Consider the following 20,731-nt stretch of genomic DNA (forward strand, 5'->3'; position numbering starts at 1 on the left):
GTTTCAACGCGGCCGAATCAACCAAACACGAAGTTTGGGAGCGCCAGGCTGATTGCCGGGATGTAGGCAATTAACAGGAGTAAAACGAGCATACCGATCAAGAACGGCATGACAGTCCGAACGAAATCGTAGATCCGAATTTCAGCAATAGCGCTCACTATGTACATAGCCATTCCGATGGGAGGCGTGATGAGTCCAACTTGAAGCCCAAAGATCACAATCACCCCCAGATGCACAGGATCGATTCCGAGAAGCACTGTGAGTGGAGCGAGAATCGGAACGATCAGAGCCAGGGCTGATATCGTCTCCATAAAGCAACCGATGATGAGGACGCCGGCAAGGATCGCAAGCATCGCTACCCAATATTGCGAGCCTTCTCCCAAGTCAAAGATAATCCCGCCGACTTGCTCACGGATAAGAATCCAACTGAACGCGCTAGCCATCATTACAATAAACATGAAAATACCAGTGTACTTAACCGTGTCGCGCACAACTCCGACCAGCTCCTCCTTCGTGAGTTCTCGACGAATCGCTATAAGTATCAGCCCATACGCTACGGCGACACCCGATGCCTCTGTTGGCGTAAAGAAGCCACTGAGTAAGCCACCCATCAGAATTACCGGCATCATCAGTTCTGGGATAGCCCCCATCGCCGCCTTCCAGAGTTCGCTAAAACGGAATTTGGACTTTTCGGACGCATGCTGTTTGGCCATTATGCGCACGATGAGCATAAAGACCAGCCCCAACAACACGCCTGGCACCGCACCGGCAAGGAACAGGCGTCCAACCGAAACCTGAGCCATTGCGCCGTAAATGATGAAGGGGATACTTGGCGGGATAAGTGGTCCAATACAAGCAGATGCTCCGGTCACAGCCGCAGCGAACCGTGGCGTATAGCCCGCCTGTTTCATGAGCCGGATCTCTACTGCGCCGAGCCCCGCCGCGTCTGCGGACGAGGAACCCGACATGCCCGAAAAAAGCATGCTCGCCGCCACGTTGACCTGCGCCAATCCACCGGTTAAATGTCCTACTAGCGCCTTTGCAAAATTCAGCAAGCGCATCGCCATCGGCCCCGTCGTCATAAGCAGGCCGACAAAGATGAACATAGGGATTGCCATCAGCGTAAACGAGTCCGCTGTAGCAACGGCCCGCTGCAGTAAAGCAGAGAGAGGAATGCCTGTTTGCCAGAAGTAAAAAATTCCGGCCAAGCCAAATGCGAACGGTACGGGGATTCTGAGTAGAAGCCCGATCAGGAGAACCAGTATTCCAAGTCCAAGTTCGAACTCAGACAGCATGAGACGCCCTCCTACCCAGGTATTTGTCGACCGCATCAAGGGCGACAAAGGTCAGCATAATGAATGCGGCGACCGGAGCGCTTGCGTACACGTACACCATTTGGATATTCAGCGCGGGTGAGTATGAAGTGGCAAACTCCAGGGCCTGCCAACCGTACGTCAGAAGAAAGATCAGGATTGCGACACAGACAACCTTCACGAAGAACTCATGCAAACCCTTGAGGCGATCCGGCATGATAGCGTTGATCGCATCAATGGTTACATGCTGTCCTTTGCGAAACACAACGGCTGCACTTAGCCATGCCAGCCAGACAAATACATAGCGAGTAAGTTCTTCGGTCCAGGTGGGTGGAGCCTGGAGAACGTAACGGGAAAAAACCTGAGCGATGATGAGAGCCGCAATGATGACGAAGGCGCTTCCGGCAACGAAAATCAATGCGTCTTCTATTTTATCCGCAGTCAGGCTCGCCCAATTTTGCGATTGCCGATCTTTGCTTGGTTGCGCAGCTATAGCCATAACCGATCCTCACACAGCACTCGATCCAAGTATGGAAAGCCGAAGAACCTCTATTAGGATTTCCATTTCCTCAGGCTTCGTCTGTTTTCAATGATGGCCATAGCGCTTGAGAGCCCTATGGCCTGATTCACCAATCACCGAAGGCGCACGATTTCCTCATAGACACCCTCTTTCCACTTGTCGGCGTATTCAGTAGCGACAGACTCGACCAGGGAAGAAAATTCATTGAGGGTTTCTTTATCCAGCTCGATGATATTGACTCCCGCAGCTTCGAATTCCGCTAGGTACTTGCCATCGGCTTCAAATTCCCACTGGTTCGCGAGGGAGATCGCTTCGTCAATATTGTTATCGAATGCGGCTTGTATTTCGGGGGATAAGTTCTGCCAGACGCGGTCACTGATTTCCCACCAGAAAGCCTCTCTTATGTGGGCGGTTAGGGTCACGTTGTCCTGCACTTCCTGAAAATTGTTAGCGACCATAATCGAGGCGGGATTTTCCTGCGCGTCAATGGTCCCGGTCTGCAGAGCCGTATAGACTTCGGGGAATGCCATCGGGACAGGTCGGGCTCCCAGCGCGCGGAAGGCATCAATTTGTACAGGGATTTCGCGGATTCTTATTCGCAGATCTTTCATATCCGCCGGACTCTGGACTTTTTTCTCGCTCGTGGTCAGGTGCCGAGGTGCACGGTGGGCCCATCCCAGGATGCGAATGCCCTTTTGATCCAGAAACTGTTGATGCATCTCTTTGCCAATCTTTCCGTTTAATACTTTTGTAACGTGATCCGCATCAGCGAACACATAGGGGAGCAGGAGTGCACCGTATTCAGGTGCCAGGACCGAGATTATCTGGGCTCCGCTGACGCCCATTTGAATGGCGCCAGACTGGAGCATGTCGTAGGTTTCTCGCTCGCTTCCGAGTTCGTGTGTATGGAAGTAACGAAACTTGACGGCACCGTCTGTTTCTTCTGTTACTGCATTGCCGAACCATTCCAGAGCTCGGGCGGTGGGCGTGCCCACCCCCATTTCGTGATTGACCTGAATCGTGGTCACGTCGGCTTTTACGGTTGCGGCGAACGAGATCGAAATGGCAATGGCAATCTGGACTATGGTTAACTTATGGAACAGTGAAATTTTCATTGGCTCTCCCAATATATTTATGTTCATAGATTTAGAAGTCCGATACGAGCATTTAGGTCAACCTCATTCTCTCTGTTTTTTTGCAATGTCTCCGTACAAGTCTGGCCGTCGCGCTTTCATGTAGCCGAGCTTCGCTTGGGCCAGTTCGACAACTGATGTATCGATTTCCCAACCGAAATCGACGCCTGGTTCACGGTCTTTTTGTACAGTGATCTCGCCTTCGGGCGTGATTACGCAGGAACTACCGTAGAAGTCAGCCGGATTGACTTTGTCGACAGTGAGTTCATCCCCGCCTTTGTTTACTGCAACTACCCATACCCCGTTTTCAATCGCTCTGATTTGGAGCTCTTGAACGAACATTGCGGAACGGAAGCCACTTGAGGACGCAGGAACAATGACCACCGAAGCGCCATTAAGGGTCAGTGCTCGCCAAGCTTCAGGGAAGGACCGGTCATAACAGATCAATATGCCGACCCGCACGCCTTTGATGTCCCAAATGGCGAAGTTGTTACCCGCAGAGAAATAAAAACGTTCAAAGCCACGGGTTTTTCCATGGTTAATATTCGGAATGTGGGTCTTGCTGTATTGACCTTTGACACCCCCGTCTGTACCCATCAGGACAGCGGTGTTCAGATATTTCTCGTCGTCTTTGTGGAACAGCGTTCCCACTACCTCGCAAGCCCCCTGTACCGCCAATTTGGAAAGGCATTCTGTTGTCGGGCCAGGAATAGACTCTGCCAGCGCAAACCACTTGTTGTCTTTCTCCAACGGGAAGTAAGGCGTTGATATGAGCTCAGGAAAAATCAACAGGTCCGGCGAGTGCCGTTCGACAGCTTGCATTCCAAGCGTCTCGATTGCGTCGAGTTGAACCTCCAGGGAACCTGCATAGGGCCCAAGCTGTACGCAGGCAATTTTTAAAATCATTGATAAATGTCCATTTTCGGCGTTGGCTATATCTTATAGTAGAAATGAATAATGAATGCAATAGTTGACCGACTCGTTAAACGGTGGCCAGACGATCACAAATATGGTGCCCAGAGATCTTCAACACCGACCAAGGCAGCCAGCTTGCTAGCGACGGTTTCACCAGCATTTTCGATGAATATCAAATCAAGGCCAGCAAGGATGATAACGGTAGGAGAATTGACAACGGCATCGTGGAGAGGCTTTGGCGCAGCGTGAAGTATGAAGAGGTCTATCTGAATGCATACGATGATGTGGTAATGGCCCGACGATCTCGAAACATCGGAACGTGTCAATTTGCAGTTCGTCGCCTAAAAGACATGGCTCGACCTGTTTACCGTCGGCAAGTGTGGTGGACAGGAGAAGGTCAAATGGCGACAGGCCAGCTACTTCCATCCGGGGACCTGATGGGCGCCGCCGTCGAATTTATTGATAAGCTGCGCGTGGGTAAGATTTCCTTTGAACGCTGTAAAAGCCACTTTGGCGGTGCTAAGTGACCTAGAGTACGTTCTGGTATTCCTGAACCTCGATAACGGACGCCTAGAAGTGCTCGGCGTCCAGCGCCCGGGTGCGGCTAAGAAAGCAGCCCTGTATTAGTCGGTTACCATCCCTGTCAGATTTGCGGCTTCCAGCTTGTGATCCAAGTGATTCCGGAGAATGTTGCCAAGACGTTTTCCATCGCGGTCTTGAAGTGCCTCAAGCATGTTTTCATGATCATTTACTGCTTTATGCCAGTAATCGTCGGTCATCCGAGAGGAATAGCGAATCTGTTTTATACGCTGACTCAAGTTACTAAATATTTCCAGCAACAAATCGTTTTTTGAAGCAAGCATGATGCATTCGTGAATTTGCTGGTTAGCGCGGAAGTATTCTTTCAGTTCGTTACGATGAAAATGCTCTACCATTGTAATATGGAGCGCACGTATATGGGCAACTTCAGCGTCACTGATGTTTTGGCAGGCGGCTTCACCGGACAACCCTTCCAGCGCGCCCATGATGTTGTAGGTGTGCTCGACGTCCTTAGCGGTCAATTGAGTTACTCGAGCACCGCGATTAGGTAGCATTTCAATCAGACCTTCGGATTTCAGAACTTTCAATGCTTCGCGGAGGGGTGTTCTGGAGATGCCGAACTTTTCGCAGAGGCCCTTTTCGGAAATTTTCTCTCCCGGCGCCAGTGTGCCGAGTTCGATCAATCCTCTGATTCTGTCGGCAGCTTCTTGATAAAGAACTCTCTGTTGTATCTTTTCCATGTGACCTTGTCTTAAGAGAAATGGTGAGCTGCCGGCAGTTTTCGTGTGGCAGTTGTATCTCAGGATGGAATCCTGCCCTAAACTATACGTTGAATTTAGAATTCAAAATAAGGTGCGGCGCGCCGCTTTGCAAGGCTCAAAGGCCTTTAATGCCCTCTTTCGGTGATGATGCTCCATCCGTTCTGAATGTTCTGGGGAAGGAACAGCTGGGCCATTCCCCGAGACCGGAAACTTCTATGTAGATTTTCTCATCTTGAACGATCCAGGAGAATTATATGGCAGGTAAAGTTTTTCGATCCAGTGTAAAAATTTCAAGGGCGCAGGCTCGCCAAATCGTAGACGGTGCATTTGCTATGGCACGAGCCCGGGATATGGATCCGCTGACGGCGTTTGTTATGGATGGGGGCGGCAACATGATTGCCGCCGAACGGGAAGATGGCTGCGCACCGCTGCGCCTTCCGGTTTCAAGGGGCAAGGCGTTTGCTGCTCTGGGGAATGGTGCTTCCAGCCGAACGGTGGGCGAGCGCAATGAGCAACGACCCGCTTTTTTAGCGTCAGTTGCGGCGGCGGCAGACGGTCAGTTTGTCCCGGTAGCGGGTGGTGTGTTGATTCTAGACTTAAACGATGAAGTGATCGGCGCAGTGGGAATTAGCGGTGCTTCTTCAGATGAGGATGAGCGGGTAGCGATTGCCGGAATTGAAGCGGCAGGGTTTAAGGTAGGAACCGCTCCTGGCTGAGACTGGGGGCGGCTATCGCTCGTTTTTAAAGCGCAACGTGGCCGCGTCCATTCCGTTCATTTTCAACAAGAGGACGGGCGCTACCGTGTGCCCAATTTTTTGCACTCAATGCTCACCGATGCCTCTATTCTATCCTTCACCCAGCTCAGTCTGAGTGTCTAGCCCCGTAATTTAGCCGAATTATCCAATCTCTATCTACGCAGCGAAGCCCGTTGGCACTGGTCTCGCGTCGTTATTAGACTAAAGTCTAATACATAATTATGAATTATGAATTCATATTCGAAGTGTGGTTGATTCGAACGTCTCACCGGAACAATGGATTTCGGTGTAGAAACCGACGGGTCAGACTCACTGATCATTTTTGAAGGTGGCATGAAACGGCAACACGGTCATTTTGGAGAGATTTAACTATCGACGGTTTTGCTAACAAATAAAAACAATGAAATATCGGAGATCAGTATGAAAATCTTGAAGACAGCATTGCTCGCTTCCGTGTTTGCGCTGGGTGTATCCGCCGCGCAGGCAGCAGAGACCCAAATCAAGTTTGGTCATGTAGGGGGCCCGGGATCTTTATTCGAAAAATCAGTCAACGAATTTGCAAGAATTGCTAATGCAAAGCTGGAAGGTAAGGCTGAAGTCATACCTTTTGGTTCCAGCCAGTTAGGCAGTGACGCCCAGATGCTTAATAAATTGAAGCTGGGTACGTTGGATTTGGCTTTGCCCTCGTCCGTCATGAGCAGTGTTTCTCCCGAATTTTCGGTGTTTGAAATGCCCTATCTGATTGAAGACAGGGGCCATATGGAGCGTGTGCGAGATGAACTTGTGCGGGACGTGCTTTACCAGGCAGCAGAAGGCAAAGGCTACAGAGTTATTGGCGTTTGGGAGAACGGCTTCCGGCAAATAACCAACAATGTCCGGCCTATCGTTGTACCTGCGGATCTGGATGGCATCAAACTAAGGACCCCCAACGGGGTGTGGCGCGTTGAGATGTTTAAAAGCTATGGCGCGAGTCCAGCCCCCATGGCACTTTCCGAAGCTTTTGTTGCGTTGCAAACAGGCGCGATGGACGGTCAAGAGAATCCTCTGGTCCAAATCTACTCGCAACGATTCCACGAGGTTCAGGATTATCTGTCGATAACCAATCACGTTTACACACCCGCCTACGTGCTGGCTGGCGCCCGCTGGAGCAGACTGCCGGAAGACGTCAGAAATGTGCTGATTGAGACAGCTCAAGAAGTGGAAGCGTTTGCACTTGCACAAGGTGAAATGCTTGATAACAGTCTAGTGGAAAAAATGAAATCCGAAGGGATGCAGATCAACAACGCAGATCAGAAAGCGTTTGTTGCCGGCTCAGACACGATCTACAAAAAGTTCGCTGATGAAGTAGAAGGCGGTCAGGAAATGCTGGATAAGGTTAGTCAGCTCCGTAAGCAATAAAGGACGATTCCCGCTTGCTGTGCATGGTTCGCGATCACTGTGCGGATCATGTATTGCACGCAGGTACTAACCGGCTTTGGTGTTTCAGGGGATATCAATGAATTCACTTACAATTTTTAAAAACGCCTATTTCAAGTTTCTTGAAGTTATTGTCGTTGCCATAATGATTGCTTTGGCATCGGTTGTTACCGTCGGTTTTCTTTCGAGGCTTTTTGGATCACCGTTTAGTTGGTATGACGAAGTCGCCTCTGTGGGCCTGGCCTGGCTGACTTACTATGGTGCCGCGCTTGCTGCAGCCAAGGGTGCTCACATTGGGTGTCCGACCGTGGTTAACTATTTTCCTCCCTCAATTCGGTTGCCTATAGCATTGCTTGCTGAGGCAATCACTATTGGTTTCTTTGTTTTACTCGCCTACACCGGCACTCAAGTCGTTCTAATACTTGAAGGGTCAACGCTTATCAGTCTGACCAGCGTGTCCGTGCAGCTAACACAATCTGCAATTCCTATCGGGGCTGTCCTCTTTATAATCGCCGAGCTCTTACATCTGCCAGAAGTGATCGCCAGTGCCAAGGGTAAAGGGTTTACAGACCATGAGTTGGAAGAAGCGGGCCTCAGCTACGACAAGGCTTCAATAACCACTAAGCAGTAGCATTGAGCGAGCCCAGGAGAATAATAAGATGATCATTTTTTTAATGTTTGTTGGTTTGATATGCCTGATCCTAATTAATGTGCCTGTAGCGATAGCATTAGGTATTGTTGGTGCTGTGGCGACCGTCAGTAGTTACGGAGTCGCAGCATTGCCCAATGTCGCGATGGTAATGTTTGATGGTGCAACGAAGTTCCCGCTCATTGCAATTCCACTCTTTATTTTGGCAGGCGCCATTATGAACGCCTCCAGCATATCCCGTCGCTTGATTGATCTTGCGTCGGCACTGCTCGGTTTTATTAAGGGTGGGCTGTCGATGGTTACCATAGGCGCCTCAATATTTTTTGCAGAAATTTCGGGTTCAGCTGTCGCAGGGGTTTCTGCCATCGGCAGTATTATGATTCCGGCGATGAAAAAGAAAGGTTATACGAAGGAGTTTTCGGCAGCTATTTCATCCTCGGCGGCGAGCCTTGCAATTATATTGCCGCCGTCCATTCCGATGATTCTTTATGCCGTAATGTCCGGTGTTTCTGTGGTCAAAATGTTTGTCGCTGGCATTTTGCCCGGGATATTGGGCGCCCTGGGTTTAGCTGCCATGTGTTACTACCTGGCTAAAAAGAATAACTTTCCGTCGGAAGGTGAGTTCCGGGCCAAAAAACTCTGGGAAGCGTTCAAGGGTGCCATTTGGGCATTATTTATTCCGGTCATTATTTTGGGCGGTATATTTGGCGGGATCGTAACTGCGACAGAGGGTGCTGCACTGGCCGTTGTTGTTGCCATCTTCATTAGCACAATTGTTTACCGCGAATTTAACCTGCGTATTTTCTACAAATCCTGTCTCGATGCGGGCGTTCAAACGGCTGTGGTTATGCTTCTGGTTGCGAGCTCTGCTGTCGTGGGGCTTTATCTGACCGAGACTCAACTCCCACAACAGCTCGCCAATTCCATCAGTGACATGACTGACAACAAGTACATCATCTTGGCGTTGCTCAATGTCATTTTCCTGATTCTAGGCATATTCCTGCATTCTGCCGCTGCCATCATCCTGGTGGTTCCAATCGTTCTTCCGCTGATTCTTGCGGTGGGTATTGACCCGGTTCACTTTGGTTTGATCGTTACACTGAACCTGGCCATAGGCCAACAAACACCCCCTGTCGCGAGTGTGCTGATTGCTTCGTGCTCTATTGCAAAATCCGATATTTGGGCGACGTCACGCACCAACCTCTGGTTCTTGGCTGTGCTGTTCGTGATTCTCATCATAAATACTTATATTCCAGCCTTTGCCTTGTCATTGGTGAATCTGGTCTATGGCACCTGATAGCTGAAAGGAATACGAGATGAGTAAACCTGACCAAGGCAGTGTCGACTGCAAGGTAAAACAAGGGGTGGCCTGGGTTGGCTTCAATCGCCCGGCAAGCCGCAATGCAATGACCTGGAGTATGTACGACGCACTGGAGCGCATTTGTGAAGAGATTGATGGGAAAGCCGACGTCAGCGCTGCGGTCTTTTATGGCTATGGCGGGGAAGCCTTCGTGGCCGGAACGGACATCAAGCAATTTGCTGACTTTCACCTCGGAGATCAGGGCATTGCTTATGAACGTCGTATTGACAGTGTGGTCTATAGCTTGGAAACCATGAGAACGCCGACCATCGCGATGCTCGAAGGCTTTTGCGTCGGCGGTGGAGCCGCTATTGCGCTTGCTTGCGACTTTCGCTATTGCACGCCCTCGTTGAAGTTTGGGGTGCCCATTGCCAAAACCTTGGGCAATTGCCTGTCAGTCACCAACGTTTCACGCTTGATGGATATTGTTGGCATCCCCAGAACCAAGGAAATTCTGATGGCAGCAAAGCTGATCGAGGCACCGGAAGCCGTCTCCTGTGGATTAGTCAGCGAAGTTTTTGAGGCAGATGCCATTAAAGATGAGGTCGACCAAAAGGCACAAGCCTTCAGTCAGCGAGCGCCGTTGACGGTTCTCGCTGCCAAAGAAGTGATCAACCGCGTGCTGGCATACAGACGGACGGCTGCAGATGTCAGCGATGACTGGGTGAGAACCTGCTATGCCAGTGCCGACTTCAAAGCAGCGGTAAATAAGTTTGTCACCAAAACACCGTTTGAATGGACCGGAAAATAGCTGGCTTACCGAACAGCTTTTCCGACATGGAGAAAACACATGCTTCCCTTGAAAAACATAAAAGTTCTGGATGTCTCGCAAATCATGGCTGGGCCCTATTGCACCATGGTACTGGGTGACATGGGGGCTGAGGTCATTAAAGTAGAAAAAGCCAATGGTGGCGATGACAGTCGACAAATGGGTCCTTACGTTAACGACGAATCTACTTGTTTTTCCCAGATCAACAGAAACAAGAAAAGCATTTCCTTAAACCTCAAAGATGAACGCGCGAGGGAGGTATTCTATCGGCTCGCCAAAGACGCAGATGTCATTGTCGAGAACTATCGGCCGGGAGTGACAAAATCTCTGGGGATCGATTATGAAACCATTAAAATGATCAACCCCGGCATAATTTACTGCTCTATTTCAGGCTATGGCTTAACGGGTCCGTACAGCAATAAAGGGGGTTTTGATCTGGTGGCCCAAGGCATGAGTGGTTTGATGTCGATGACGGGCGAGCCGGGTCGACGGCCGGTAAAAACCGGCATTGCCGTTTACGATATCGGTGCAGGCATCACGGCGGTCTATTCGATTCTGGCGGCGTGCATCCACAAAATGAACACCGGTGAAGGTCAACAGATTGATGTAGCCATTACCGAATGTGGCTTGCCTTGGTTCAGTTGGGAGGCGGCGGCGTACTTCACCGAAGGCACTGTGCCGGGAGCCACCGGCTGGCGTCATCGCGTATCAGCCCCTTATCAAGCCGTCAAAACCTTGGATGGTTACATGATGCTGGGTTGCGCTAACCAGCGAACTTGGGAACGCTTCTGTCAGGACGTCATCGCACGAGACGATTTGATTATCGATGAGCGGTTTTTGACCAATAGCGACCGTGGACGCAATGTCGACCAACTCGAACGTGTTCTGGAAGACATTCTGTCCCTCCGTGAAACAACGCACTGGCTGGACCGATGTGACATTGCAGGCGTGCCCGCTGGACCGATCAATAATTTCGCACAGGCCATGCAGGATGAGCATTTTCTTGCCAGAGGTATGGTAGAGGAAATCGATCATCCGGTGATCGGTAAGATGAAAACGATCGGTTTTCCCAGCAAATTTTCCCGCACGCCCTCACAGATTCGTTTTCCGGCGCCCCTCTTTGCACAACACACTGATGAAATCTTGTACAGCGCTGGTTTGAGCGAAGAAGAGGTTAGTAATCTCCGCCAGGAGGGATGCATTAAATAGTTCATTAACGCGATATCCACCCATAATGCGGTTCTAATATGAATTCAAAATTCAGAATTTGCAGACACGACAGACTCACGGAGTATTCCCCATGTTGAAACTTGACTTTCATCCCTCAGGTCGGCATTTCCTTCAAATACCTGGCCCGTCTCCGGTACCGGACCGTATTCTGCGCGCCATGAGCCTCCCGACGATTGACCATCGCGGGCCGGAATTTGGCGCCCTGGGGCTGGAGTTGCTGGCGAAGGTTAAGGTCATCTTTAAAACTACCCAGCCCGTTATTATCTACCCGGCATCCGGGACCGGTGCGTGGGAAGCCGCTCTTATTAATACGATGTCTACCGGTGACCGGGTGTTGATGTTTGAAACCGGCCACTTTGCAACGCTGTGGGAAAAAATGGCACTTCGGCTTGGCCTGGAACCGGAATTTCTGGGGCTCCCCGGGTATGAGGGCTGGCGTGCGGGTGTGCAGGCCAACATGATTGAAGATCGCCTCAGAAAAGATACAGGCCACACAATCAAGGCGGTGTGTGTGGTTCACAATGAAACCTCAACCGGTGTAACAAGCAATATCCCTGCAGTACGCCGCGCTATCGACGCTGCTGGCCATCCAGCACTGCTGTTGGTCGATACGATTTCAGGCCTGGCGTGCGCCGACTATCAACACGATGCATGGGGAGTGGACGTAACCATTTCCGGTTCCCAGAAAGGTTTGATGCTGCCGCCGGGTATCAGTTTTAACGCTTTGTCGGATAACGCCATCGCTGCCAGCAAAACCTCAAATTTGCCTAAAAGCTTCTGGGCTTGGGATGAGATCCTTGAGGCTAACAAAAACGGCTATTGGCCCTACACGCCCAACACGAACTTGCTTTACGGCCTGAATGAAGCGTTGGATATGTTGCTGGAGGAAGGGTTGGAACAGGTGATCGCACGCCACCAGCGCTGGGCTGTCGGTGTGCGTACAGCTGTAGAAGCCTGGGGCCTGGAAGTTCAGTGTCAGGAGCCAGATGTCTATTCTCCGGTTTTGACGGGTGTCGTCATGCCTGAGGGTGTGGATGCGGATGCGGTTCGGCGACTGATCTACGAGCGGTTCGATTTGTCGCTGGGCATGGGACTGGGCAAGTCGAAAGGCAAGATGTTCCGAATAGGACACCTCGGCGACTGCAATGATCTGACGTTGATTGCCGCGCTAGGCGGTTGCGAGGCGGGTCTGAAGTTGTCTGGCGTGAACCTCAAAGGCAGTGGCGTTTTGGCAGCGTTGGAGTACTTCTCCCAGAACCGGCCGCACCACGTAAATTAACAGCGGTGTTTATAACGGTATAGACCAGGAGTAAACGATGAACGCGTTTTCAGAGCCAAAAATACAATCGCAAAATGCGCGGGTAAGACCGATGTCTGACGTTGCCACTCGTTTGAGACATGAACTTGCGGGCGATGTGCTTTTTGACGACGCCTCGCGTGGACGGTACTCCACGGACGCTTCCATCTACCAGATTATGCCGGTCGGCGTCGTAATACCCCGCAATCAGGCGGACTTGCAACTTGCTGTTGATATAGCAAGGGATGCAAAAATTCCGATACTTGCGCGCGGGGCGGGCACCAGCCAGTGTGGCCAGACTGTTGGCGACGCGATCATTCTGGATACCAGCCGCTGGTTAAACCAGATTGGCGAGTTTGACGAAGAGCAACAGACAGTGGTCGTTGAACCCGGGCTGGTTCTTGATCACCTGAACCGCTGGCTCAAGCCTTATGGGCTTTGGTTCCCGGTTGACGTGTCTACAGGGGCCCAGTGCACCATTGGTGGTATGGCGGGCAATAACTCCTGTGGTTCAAGGTCTATCAAGTACGGCAACATGGTCCACAATGTTCTAGGTATCGAGGCCTTACTTGCGGATGGTTCGCAAGGGTATTTTGGTTTAACCAGCGACCTATCTGACAATGCAAGAATTCGCACAATAGCCCAGCACGTAAGGCGTATTGCAGAGCGGGAAAACGCCAACATAATGGAGAGTTTCCCCAAGGTTCTCCGTCGCGTGGGTGGTTATAATCTTGATATCTTCAACTGTCAGAATTCGCGTCCTTATAATCTGGACGGCCAGGTTAATCTCGCTCATTTGTTAGTCGGTTCGGAAGGAACTCTCGGGCTTACGCAGCGAATCAAGCTTCAGCTTTCACCGCTACCGGTACACAAAGTGCTGGCTGTGGTTAACTTTGCCCAGTTCTACCAGGCCATGGACCTGACCCAGCACATTGTTACTTTAAAACCATCAGCGGTAGAACTGGTGGATCGCACCATGATAGACCTTGCGATTGAAAATGCAGCGTTTCGACCAGTGATCGAGAAAGCGTTAATTGGCAAACCCAAGGCCATTCTGCTGGTTGAGTTCTCCGGTGAAGATACGCAAAAGCTGCTGAGTGATTTGGCAAAGCTCAATGAATTAATGGGGGACCTGGGTCTACCCGATTGTGTTGTTAGTATGACCGGCGCCGCCGAACAGACCGCTTTGTGGAATGTGCGCAAGGCAGGTTTAAACATCATGATGAGCATGAAAGGTGACGGCAAGCCTGTTTCCTTTATTGAGGACTGCGCCGTACCGCTTGAAAGCCTTGCAGAATATACCAACAAGCTGACCGAAGTATTTCATAAGCATGGCACTGAAGGGACCTGGTATGCCCACGCCAGTGTTGGCACTTTGCACGTTCGGCCGATTCTGGATATGCGTCGTGACGGAGCGAAAAAAATGCGTGCGATCGCCGAAGAAGCATCAGCGCTGGTTCGCGAATACAAAGGTGCGTTTTCAGGCGAGCATGGCGACGGTATCTGTCGCGGAGAGTGGGTGGCCTGGCAGTTTGGGCCACAGCTCAATGCCGCATTCAAGGAGATTAAACAGCTTTTCGATCCTGAGAATTTGCTGAATCCCGGCAAAATAGTCGATACCCCGCGAATGGATGATCCAGACTACTTCCGGTTTAGCAAAGGCTATGAGGGCATACCAATAACGCCGGCGCTCGACTGGTCAGGCTGGGATGTACTTCGCGATCCGTTAACCGGCGAACAAAGTGCGCCGGGCAGTGCGGGTGACCCGACATCCGGGTTGATCAAAGCGGTTGAAATGTGCAACAACAACGGCCATTGTCGGAAATTCGACGCCGGCACCATGTGTCCGAGCTTTCGCATTACCCGGGAAGAACAACACCTGACACGGGGGCGCGCCAACACACTGCGACTGGCGCTGTCCGGGCAGTTGGGGTCAGAAGGCCTGGCCAGCAACGATGTCAAAGAGGCTCTGGATCTGTGTGTGTCTTGCAAGGGCTGTAAGCGTGATTGCCCAACCGGTGTGGACATGGCCAAGATGAAGATTGAGGCACGTTCGGCCTGGTCAAAAACACACGGGATTTCACTTCGAGATCGATGTGTAGCGGAAATGCCTCGTTACGCTGCATACGCCCGGCATTTTTCAATCGTAATCGCGGCAGTTGAACGGGTACCTGTTTTGTCAAACTGGGTTAAGCGCACCCTAGGCTTGGCAGAACAGCGCGCCTTTCCGAACTTTTGCGGTAATTATCTGGCCAGCGCTGCGGCGAAGCCTGGTAACACAGTCTGTGAAAAAGAAGTTCTGCTATTTGTCGACACCTTCAATAACTACCTTGAGCCTTCTAATGCGGAAGCCGCTCAACGGGTTCTCACGGCCGCTGGTTACCACGTGCACTTCAACAAAGCGCCAAGTGAGCGACCGTTGTGTTGCGGCAGAACCTATCTTGCCTCCGGCCAAGTCGATAAAGCCAAGGCTGAAGCAAAGCGCACACTTGAGTACCTGATGCCGTTCGTTGAACGGGGTATCAGCATCGTTGGGCTGGAGCCTTCCTGCCTTTTAACTCTACGTGATGAGTTTTTGCAGTATGGCTATGGGACGCAGGCCGTCGCTTTATCGAAGGCGTCTTTCCTGTTTGAGGAGTTTCTGGTCAAAGAACACGAAGCTGGTCGTTTGAAGCTCAATTTAAAAGCTCTGGAAACACCCAGAGTTCTTCTGCACGGCCACTGTCATCAGAAAGCTTTTGATGCTCTTCGGCCAGTAGAGCAGGTGCTTTGCTGGATACCGGAACTGGAGGTTAAACACATTGAAGGCTCATGCTGCGGAATGGCCGGTAGCTTTGGATACGAGCGTGAACACTACGATGCCTCAATGCAGATGGCCGAGCTTTCACTGCTCCCGGCGGTTCGTAAGGCCGAGGCAACGGATCTTGTGGTTGCCGACGGCACCAGCTGTCGACATCAAATTCACGACGGTGCCAATAAAACTGCCCTGCATGTTGCAAAGGTCCTGGAAAGAGCCTTGGCCTGACCAACCCTGTGCATAGCGCCTCTGAAACGTGTCAATACCGACACGCTTTTTTGGTAATGAGCGGAAACACTGTTGTTATTGCGACCGTGTTTTCGCTCAGTGGCGAGGCAGCTATCTTGTCTTGAATCGGTCAATTTTGAGTCGACGCTAATGGGCTAATACTGCTCAGGCGGTTTCATGCCTGACCACGCTGTTGTGAAATTGAAAATATCGATACCATGAATTGAGCATTACATGTCTCTTCGAAAACCACCACTCTCAATATATTAGCTATACTTATATTCGATATAATTTTATATCGTTTGACTACCAATATTCAGTGCCATATATTTATAAGTTAACGCCTATATAAAATCTTAAAATACTCTCTAAGTAAAATAGCGTAGCCGAATTTATATTACTATTATATAAATAATATAGTTTAAACGTTGCTATGAGAGTTTTAAAGTAATATTAAATTGCATTAAAATAGAATTCGACAGAAAAATGGAACGAAGAAGATGAAAATATACAGTCACGAAAAACAAAAGCTTCATCATCCCAAAAGCTATTTTTCTAGAGGGAAGATGCGCCAACCGCAAGAAACACCCGAGAGATTGACTGAGCTATTAAAAGCCCCACAGATAATGGGCTTAGAAGTAACGACTGCCAAAGAAATAGGGATTGAACCAATCTTAGCAGTACATGACTTTGACTATGTTGAATTTTTAAAGCATGGCTATGAAGAATGGATGGCTTCGGGTGAAGAAATGGGAGAGGAGGTACAAACCACAGTCTATATGCCGAATAACAATTCCGGGCTTGGTATTTTGGCAAAAGCGGCTAAATATCAAGCTGATGGTAGTGCTCCAATTGGCAAGCATTCATGGACCTCTATTTATTGGTCCGCTCAAACGGCACTCAATGCTGCCGATTCGTTGTTAAATGATCAGACTCATCAAAGCGATATTCAAATATGCCTGACGAGGCCCGCAGGGCATCACGCCAGAAAAAATTCAGCAGGTGGTTTTTGTTATCTCAATAACGCAGCAATTATTGCTGAGCACCTGCTCCAGAAGTTTCAAAAAATCGCTATTTTAGATACCGACATGCATCATGGTCAGGGCATTCAAGAAATATTTTATGACCGCAAAGATGTGCTATATACTTCGGTGCATGGCAACCCTGTTAATTTTTACCCCGTGGTCGCAGGTCACGAGCACGAAAGAGGCTATGGAGAGGGCTACGGTTATAATATTAACTTTCCAATGCCACATGGTACAGATGAAACAGGTTTCTTTAATCATGTGGATAAATCGATTGAAATTGTAAAGCTGTTCAATCCAGATGTCATTGTCCATGTGCTAGGGTTCGATGTTTATAAAGACGATCCACAAGCTAAATGTCATGTCAGTACACAGGGTTTCAAAACGCTAGCAAAAAAGGTGAAGGCACTGAACAAGCCCGTGATTATTTTAGTAGAAGGCGGTTACTGCATAGAAAAGCTCAACGAAAACCTGCAAGCATTTTTATCTGGACTTATTTCAAAAGACTAAAATAAATAACCAGTAAAACTGGAAGTAAAAATTTTTCTACAACAATCATTAATTCAGATAATTGCTCACTTTAGACTACCTTTACCCACTTACTGATCAGCGAAAAATCGGGCGTTAATGAAATCTTTCTCATGTTGAAAGAAACATAGTATTTTATATACCTATCGTGAAGAGGAGCTGGTATGCGATACAAAGTCATCGTGATTGGTGCTGGTATGGTTGGAACGTCTATTGCCTGGCATCTACAAAAGAACAATTCTCAGGTTCTGCTGTTAGACAAGAAATCACCGGGATTAGAAACGTCATACGGTAATGCCGGGTTGATTCAGCGGGAAGCGATTCATGTTCATCCTTTTCCTAGAAAGCTGATTGAACTGATAAAAATGTTACCGAACAAGAAGACGGATATTCGTTATCGCTGGCCTGCCGTCCTACGTTATCAACACGCGCTACGACAGTACTGGCGGTTTTCTGCACCATTCTCGGTCCAGAAAATAGAAAAAGAGTGGCAGACTCTCATTGAGCATTGTACCAGTGAGCACCAGAAAATGATCACGGCTGCCGACGTTGAGGATTTGATCAGACGTGACGGTTGGATCGAAATGCATCGAACTGAAGATAAATTCAAAACGGCCGTGGCGGTCGCTAAAAAAGCTCGGGAACAGGGGGTTGAGCACAAAGTACTTTCCCTTGCGGAATTGAAAGAGCTAGAACCTAACGGAAATTTTGCAGGGTTTGTCGGTGCGATTCATTGGTTAAATTCCTGGCAAGTCTCAAATCCGGGTGCGTTGGTGAATGCGTATGCTAAAAGCTATCAAGATATGCAAGGTACGATAGCCAAGTGTAGTGTCAAAACAATTCTTCCGGATGACAATGGTTGGCAGGTGGTGACCGACGATGAAATTTTTTATAGTGATCATTTAGTTGTTGCTGCCGGTCCTTGGTCTAGCCAACTGATAAAGCCCTTGGGATATAATCTACCCTTATTTCCAATGCGTGGTTATCACCAGCATTTTGAAACGACTGAGAAAAATTCTATCAATCACAGTTTGATAGATATGGACAAAGGATTTGTTATGGGGCCGATGCAGCAAGGTATTCGTATTACCACCGGCGCAGAAGTTAGCGTAATGGATGCGGAAAAAGATTTCGGACAACTACAGGCTGTATTGGATATTGCTAAAAATATTCTGCCATTGAAAGATACAGTAGAGAGTGACCCATGGTGCGGATCTAGACCCTGTATGCCCGACATGAAGCCGGTTATCGGCGCTTCCGGGAAACACAATAATTTGTGGTTTGCGTTTGGGCATGGTCATCAAGGCTTTACGTTAGGACCGATTACAGGGCGTATCATTGAGGAGTTAATACATAATAAAACCTTAACGGTTAATGTTGAACCTTTTAACGCCCAACGATTTTCTAAGTCGTAATTAAAATTTTTCAAAAACTGAGAAAATGAATATGTTGAAATTAAATAGTAATGAACGTATGAGCCAGATTGTTATTCACAATCAGACAATTTACTTATCGGGTCAAGTTGGGGCTGTCGATGAGGATGTATCTGCCCAAACCTTAACGTGCTTGAATAAAGCCAAAAATTTGCTGGAAGAAGTGGGTAGTGATAAATCAAAAATGTTATCAGCAACGGTGTGGCTGAAAAGCATGAATGATTTCGCGGCGATGAATAAGGTATGGGATCAATGGTTTGAAGACACCTTGCCCCCAGCTCGAGCGTGCGGAGAGTCCACCTTGGCGCACCCCGATTTATTGGTGGAAATCACCATAATTGCCGCTGAGTAGTCGCTAAAAAATATCGGGAAAAAGTCATAACTCGCACTTGGAGAAGGGAACAACGATGGATAATGCAATTCATGGTGGTCAAGCGATTGTTGATAGCCTTCAATTACATGGAGTTAGTCGCGCGTATGTGGTTCCAGGCGAGAGCTATTTATCGGTATTAGATGGTCTATACAATACCGAAATTCAAACAGTGGTGTGTCGTCATGAAGCGGCGTGTACGTACATGGCGGATGCACACGGTAAATTTACAGGTACTCCGGGTATTGCCATGGTTACGCGTGGGCCGGGCGCTGCGCAAGCCTACACCGGTGTCCATACCGCATGGCAAGACGGTGTGCCGCTGATTTTGTTTGTTGGTCTGATTCCCGTTTCCGATAGAAATCGAGAGTCTTTCCAAGAGTTTGACCTTAACCAATGGTTCTCTAGCCAATGCAAGCGTGTCTTGATATTGGACGAGGTCTCCAGAGCGTCCGAGATTGTGGCTAAAGCCTTTCACGCCGCGCTAGAAGGCAGGCCTGGCCCTGTTGTTGTAGGATTGCCTGAAGATATCATCCGGCAGGAGTTCCATGGACAACTGCATCCCGTCATACCCGTTGCCGAAGGCGGTGTCGACGACGACAGGCTCAACAGCATACTGAATGCGCTATCAAACGCTGCGAAGCCGTTGGTTTTTGCCGGTGGCCAAAATTGGACGGCGGAAGCTTCTAAACAATTAACGCAGTTTGCAGAAGCTAATCACCTACCGGTGATTCATGATTGGCGCGCTTCGGACCGTGTTGCTTTTGATTCTCCGGCAAATGCCGGGTATCTGGGCTATGGGCGTTCGGACGAATGTGCTGCACTAATTGAAGCAGCTGATGTCCTGCTCACCTTGGGAACCGTTTTGGGTGACGTTGCCAGTGATGGGTATCGTTTACGACAGTCCTTTGAAAAGCCCAATTACATCGTTAATTTAGACACCAGTTTGCGGGGGCACAGCGGCTCAGTCACAGAGCATATTGTCGCCAGTCCTATTAGCTTTATTAAAGCGCTAAGCAGAGCATCGTTGCCAAGTTCAGAATCTCGCAACGCTTGGTTCAAACATTGTCATCAACAGCAAAGAAAAGATTGTGATTTATCAAAGAAAGAAAGTGAAAGTGTTGGCGCTGGGCAATTATACGCGGATATGACGCAAGTGATCAGGGAGGTAGCAGCGCTATTGCCTGCAGACGCTGTGTATAGTTTTGGCGCTGGTAACCACTGTTTATGGGCGCAGCGCTATTTACCTACTCACACCTTTCCAAGCCAACTAAGCACTAGAAACGGCGCTATGGGTTATAGTTTGCCGGCAGGTATCGTTGCAGCGCTAGAGTCACCAGAACGCCTATCTGTTGTAGTCACTGGCGATGGCGAATTCATGATGAATGAAGCGGAGTTATCCACATCAATCCGTTATCAGGCGCCTGTTCTAATAATTTTGATGGACAACCAACAGTTCGGCACGATACGTCAACACCAAGAAGCAAATTATCCTGATCGGGTGTCCGGTACGCAGCTACACAATCCTGATTTCGCCGCGCTAGCCAATGCGTTTGGTGCACATGGCATACGAGTTGATAATGATAGGGATATCAAGATGAGTGTGGCCGAGGCGATGCAGGTTGTGACAAAAGAGCGAAAGAGCGTATTGCTGCATGTAATTACCGATCCCGGCAAGTTAGTGCCATAAGA

At 49.3% G+C, this 20,731-nt stretch carries 18 protein-coding genes; 13 read left to right on the plus strand and 5 right to left on the minus strand.

Features of this window, described 5'->3' with window-relative positions; translation table 11 throughout:
- Positions 1 to 17: 17 nt before the first annotated feature.
- From ABA45_RS01660 to ABA45_RS01675, 4 genes are all read right to left on the minus strand, one after another.
- Entirely contained in the window at positions 18 to 1,295 is a 1,278-nt protein-coding gene (locus tag ABA45_RS01660; protein WP_053076100.1) for a TRAP transporter large permease, read from the minus strand.
- Positions 1,285 to 1,812 carry a TRAP transporter small permease gene (locus tag ABA45_RS01665; RefSeq protein WP_048383951.1) on the minus strand — a complete coding sequence of 176 codons (528 nt, stop codon included), beginning with the start codon at positions 1,810 to 1,812 and terminating at the stop codon, positions 1,285 to 1,287. The genes ABA45_RS01660 and ABA45_RS01665 overlap by 11 nt, the downstream gene beginning before the upstream one ends.
- A gap of 134 nt (positions 1,813 to 1,946) precedes the next feature.
- Complete coding sequence (locus ABA45_RS18200) at positions 1,947 to 2,948, minus strand: TRAP transporter substrate-binding protein (protein WP_198147022.1); 1,002 nt, start codon at positions 2,946 to 2,948, stop codon at positions 1,947 to 1,949.
- A 63-nt stretch (positions 2,949 to 3,011) separates the two neighbouring features.
- Positions 3,012 to 3,872: a carbon-nitrogen hydrolase family protein gene (locus ABA45_RS01675; RefSeq protein WP_048383953.1), complete on the minus strand. Its 861-nt coding sequence runs from the start codon at positions 3,870 to 3,872 to the stop codon at positions 3,012 to 3,014.
- Between the two features lie 83 nt (positions 3,873 to 3,955).
- Between ABA45_RS01675 and ABA45_RS19745 the strand changes: the two genes are divergently transcribed.
- Positions 3,956 to 4,408, plus strand: a complete 453-nt coding sequence (locus ABA45_RS19745) for a DDE-type integrase/transposase/recombinase (protein WP_053076102.1) — start codon at positions 3,956 to 3,958, stop codon at positions 4,406 to 4,408.
- A 96-nt stretch (positions 4,409 to 4,504) separates the two neighbouring features.
- On the opposite strand, the gene ABA45_RS01685 is transcribed toward ABA45_RS19745, so the two are convergent.
- The gene (locus ABA45_RS01685; protein ID WP_048383955.1) at positions 4,505 to 5,161 is read right to left on the minus strand and encodes a GntR family transcriptional regulator; all 657 of its coding nucleotides are present in this window, start codon (positions 5,159 to 5,161) and stop codon (positions 4,505 to 4,507) included.
- Positions 5,162 to 5,436: 275 nt separating this feature from the next.
- Here ABA45_RS01685 and ABA45_RS01690 point away from each other — a divergent pair, with 275 nt between their 5' ends.
- The 12 genes from ABA45_RS01690 to ABA45_RS01745 all read left to right on the plus strand — a co-directional run bounded on the left by ABA45_RS01690 (position 5,437) and on the right by ABA45_RS01745 (position 20,729).
- Positions 5,437 to 5,898, plus strand: coding sequence for a GlcG/HbpS family heme-binding protein (locus tag ABA45_RS01690; RefSeq protein WP_048383957.1), 462 nt, complete (start codon positions 5,437 to 5,439; stop codon positions 5,896 to 5,898).
- 459 nt (positions 5,899 to 6,357) lie between these two features.
- A complete protein-coding gene (locus tag ABA45_RS01695; protein ID WP_048383959.1) occupies positions 6,358 to 7,335 on the plus strand; it encodes a TRAP transporter substrate-binding protein in 978 nt (325 codons plus the stop codon).
- A gap of 97 nt (positions 7,336 to 7,432) precedes the next feature.
- Positions 7,433 to 7,984, plus strand: coding sequence for a TRAP transporter small permease (locus ABA45_RS01700; RefSeq protein ID WP_048383961.1), 552 nt, complete (start codon positions 7,433 to 7,435; stop codon positions 7,982 to 7,984).
- Positions 7,985 to 8,012: 28 nt separating this feature from the next.
- Complete coding sequence (locus ABA45_RS01705; RefSeq protein ID WP_014869689.1) at positions 8,013 to 9,299, plus strand: TRAP transporter large permease; 1,287 nt, start codon at positions 8,013 to 8,015, stop codon at positions 9,297 to 9,299.
- Between the two features lie 19 nt (positions 9,300 to 9,318).
- Positions 9,319 to 10,113: an enoyl-CoA hydratase gene (locus ABA45_RS01710; protein WP_048383962.1), complete on the plus strand. Its 795-nt coding sequence runs from the start codon at positions 9,319 to 9,321 to the stop codon at positions 10,111 to 10,113.
- 39 nt (positions 10,114 to 10,152) lie between these two features.
- Positions 10,153 to 11,340, plus strand: a complete 1,188-nt coding sequence (locus tag ABA45_RS01715) for a CaiB/BaiF CoA transferase family protein (RefSeq protein WP_048383964.1) — start codon at positions 10,153 to 10,155, stop codon at positions 11,338 to 11,340.
- Between the two features lie 91 nt (positions 11,341 to 11,431).
- Positions 11,432 to 12,640 (plus strand): pyridoxal-phosphate-dependent aminotransferase family protein, encoded by a 1,209-nt coding sequence (locus ABA45_RS01720; protein WP_048383965.1) that lies wholly within the window; start codon positions 11,432 to 11,434, stop codon positions 12,638 to 12,640.
- Positions 12,641 to 12,677: 37 nt separating this feature from the next.
- Positions 12,678 to 15,683: an FAD-binding and (Fe-S)-binding domain-containing protein gene (locus ABA45_RS01725; RefSeq protein ID WP_048383966.1), complete on the plus strand. Its 3,006-nt coding sequence runs from the start codon at positions 12,678 to 12,680 to the stop codon at positions 15,681 to 15,683.
- A 500-nt stretch (positions 15,684 to 16,183) separates the two neighbouring features.
- Positions 16,184 to 17,218 carry a histone deacetylase family protein gene (locus tag ABA45_RS01730; protein ID WP_048383970.1) on the plus strand — a complete coding sequence of 345 codons (1,035 nt, stop codon included), beginning with the start codon at positions 16,184 to 16,186 and terminating at the stop codon, positions 17,216 to 17,218.
- A gap of 182 nt (positions 17,219 to 17,400) precedes the next feature.
- Positions 17,401 to 18,651, plus strand: coding sequence for an NAD(P)/FAD-dependent oxidoreductase (locus ABA45_RS01735; protein WP_048383972.1), 1,251 nt, complete (start codon positions 17,401 to 17,403; stop codon positions 18,649 to 18,651).
- A gap of 31 nt (positions 18,652 to 18,682) precedes the next feature.
- On the plus strand, positions 18,683 to 19,021 hold the full coding sequence (locus ABA45_RS01740) for a RidA family protein (protein ID WP_041635024.1): 339 nt from the start codon (positions 18,683 to 18,685) through the stop codon (positions 19,019 to 19,021).
- 55 nt (positions 19,022 to 19,076) lie between these two features.
- On the plus strand, positions 19,077 to 20,729 hold the full coding sequence (locus ABA45_RS01745; protein WP_048383974.1) for a thiamine pyrophosphate-dependent enzyme: 1,653 nt from the start codon (positions 19,077 to 19,079) through the stop codon (positions 20,727 to 20,729).
- Positions 20,730 to 20,731: the final 2 nt, after the last annotated feature.

The organism is Marinobacter psychrophilus (assembly GCF_001043175.1).
Classification (GTDB): domain Bacteria; phylum Pseudomonadota; class Gammaproteobacteria; order Pseudomonadales; family Oleiphilaceae; genus Marinobacter; species Marinobacter psychrophilus.

Coding starts and splice junctions, on each gene's coding strand:
- ABA45_RS01660 (WP_053076100.1), bottom strand. CDS start 1,295: ATGCTGTCTGAGTTCGAACTTGGACTTGGAATACTGGTTCTCCTGATC.
- ABA45_RS01665 (WP_048383951.1), bottom strand. CDS start 1,812: ATGGCTATAGCTGCGCAACCAAGCAAAGATCGGCAATCGCAAAATTGG.
- ABA45_RS18200 (WP_198147022.1), bottom strand. CDS start 2,948: ATGAAAATTTCACTGTTCCATAAGTTAACCATAGTCCAGATTGCCATT.
- ABA45_RS01675 (WP_048383953.1), bottom strand. CDS start 3,872: ATGATTTTAAAAATTGCCTGCGTACAGCTTGGGCCCTATGCAGGTTCC.
- ABA45_RS01685 (WP_048383955.1), bottom strand. CDS start 5,161: ATGGAAAAGATACAACAGAGAGTTCTTTATCAAGAAGCTGCCGACAGA.
- ABA45_RS01690 (WP_048383957.1), top strand. CDS start 5,437: ATGGCAGGTAAAGTTTTTCGATCCAGTGTAAAAATTTCAAGGGCGCAG.
- ABA45_RS01695 (WP_048383959.1), top strand. CDS start 6,358: ATGAAAATCTTGAAGACAGCATTGCTCGCTTCCGTGTTTGCGCTGGGT.
- ABA45_RS01700 (WP_048383961.1), top strand. CDS start 7,433: ATGAATTCACTTACAATTTTTAAAAACGCCTATTTCAAGTTTCTTGAA.
- ABA45_RS01705 (WP_014869689.1), top strand. CDS start 8,013: ATGATCATTTTTTTAATGTTTGTTGGTTTGATATGCCTGATCCTAATT.
- ABA45_RS01710 (WP_048383962.1), top strand. CDS start 9,319: ATGAGTAAACCTGACCAAGGCAGTGTCGACTGCAAGGTAAAACAAGGG.
- ABA45_RS01715 (WP_048383964.1), top strand. CDS start 10,153: ATGCTTCCCTTGAAAAACATAAAAGTTCTGGATGTCTCGCAAATCATG.
- ABA45_RS01720 (WP_048383965.1), top strand. CDS start 11,432: ATGTTGAAACTTGACTTTCATCCCTCAGGTCGGCATTTCCTTCAAATA.
- ABA45_RS01725 (WP_048383966.1), top strand. CDS start 12,678: ATGAACGCGTTTTCAGAGCCAAAAATACAATCGCAAAATGCGCGGGTA.
- ABA45_RS01730 (WP_048383970.1), top strand. CDS start 16,184: ATGAAAATATACAGTCACGAAAAACAAAAGCTTCATCATCCCAAAAGC.
- ABA45_RS01735 (WP_048383972.1), top strand. CDS start 17,401: ATGCGATACAAAGTCATCGTGATTGGTGCTGGTATGGTTGGAACGTCT.
- ABA45_RS01740 (WP_041635024.1), top strand. CDS start 18,683: ATGTTGAAATTAAATAGTAATGAACGTATGAGCCAGATTGTTATTCAC.
- ABA45_RS01745 (WP_048383974.1), top strand. CDS start 19,077: ATGGATAATGCAATTCATGGTGGTCAAGCGATTGTTGATAGCCTTCAA.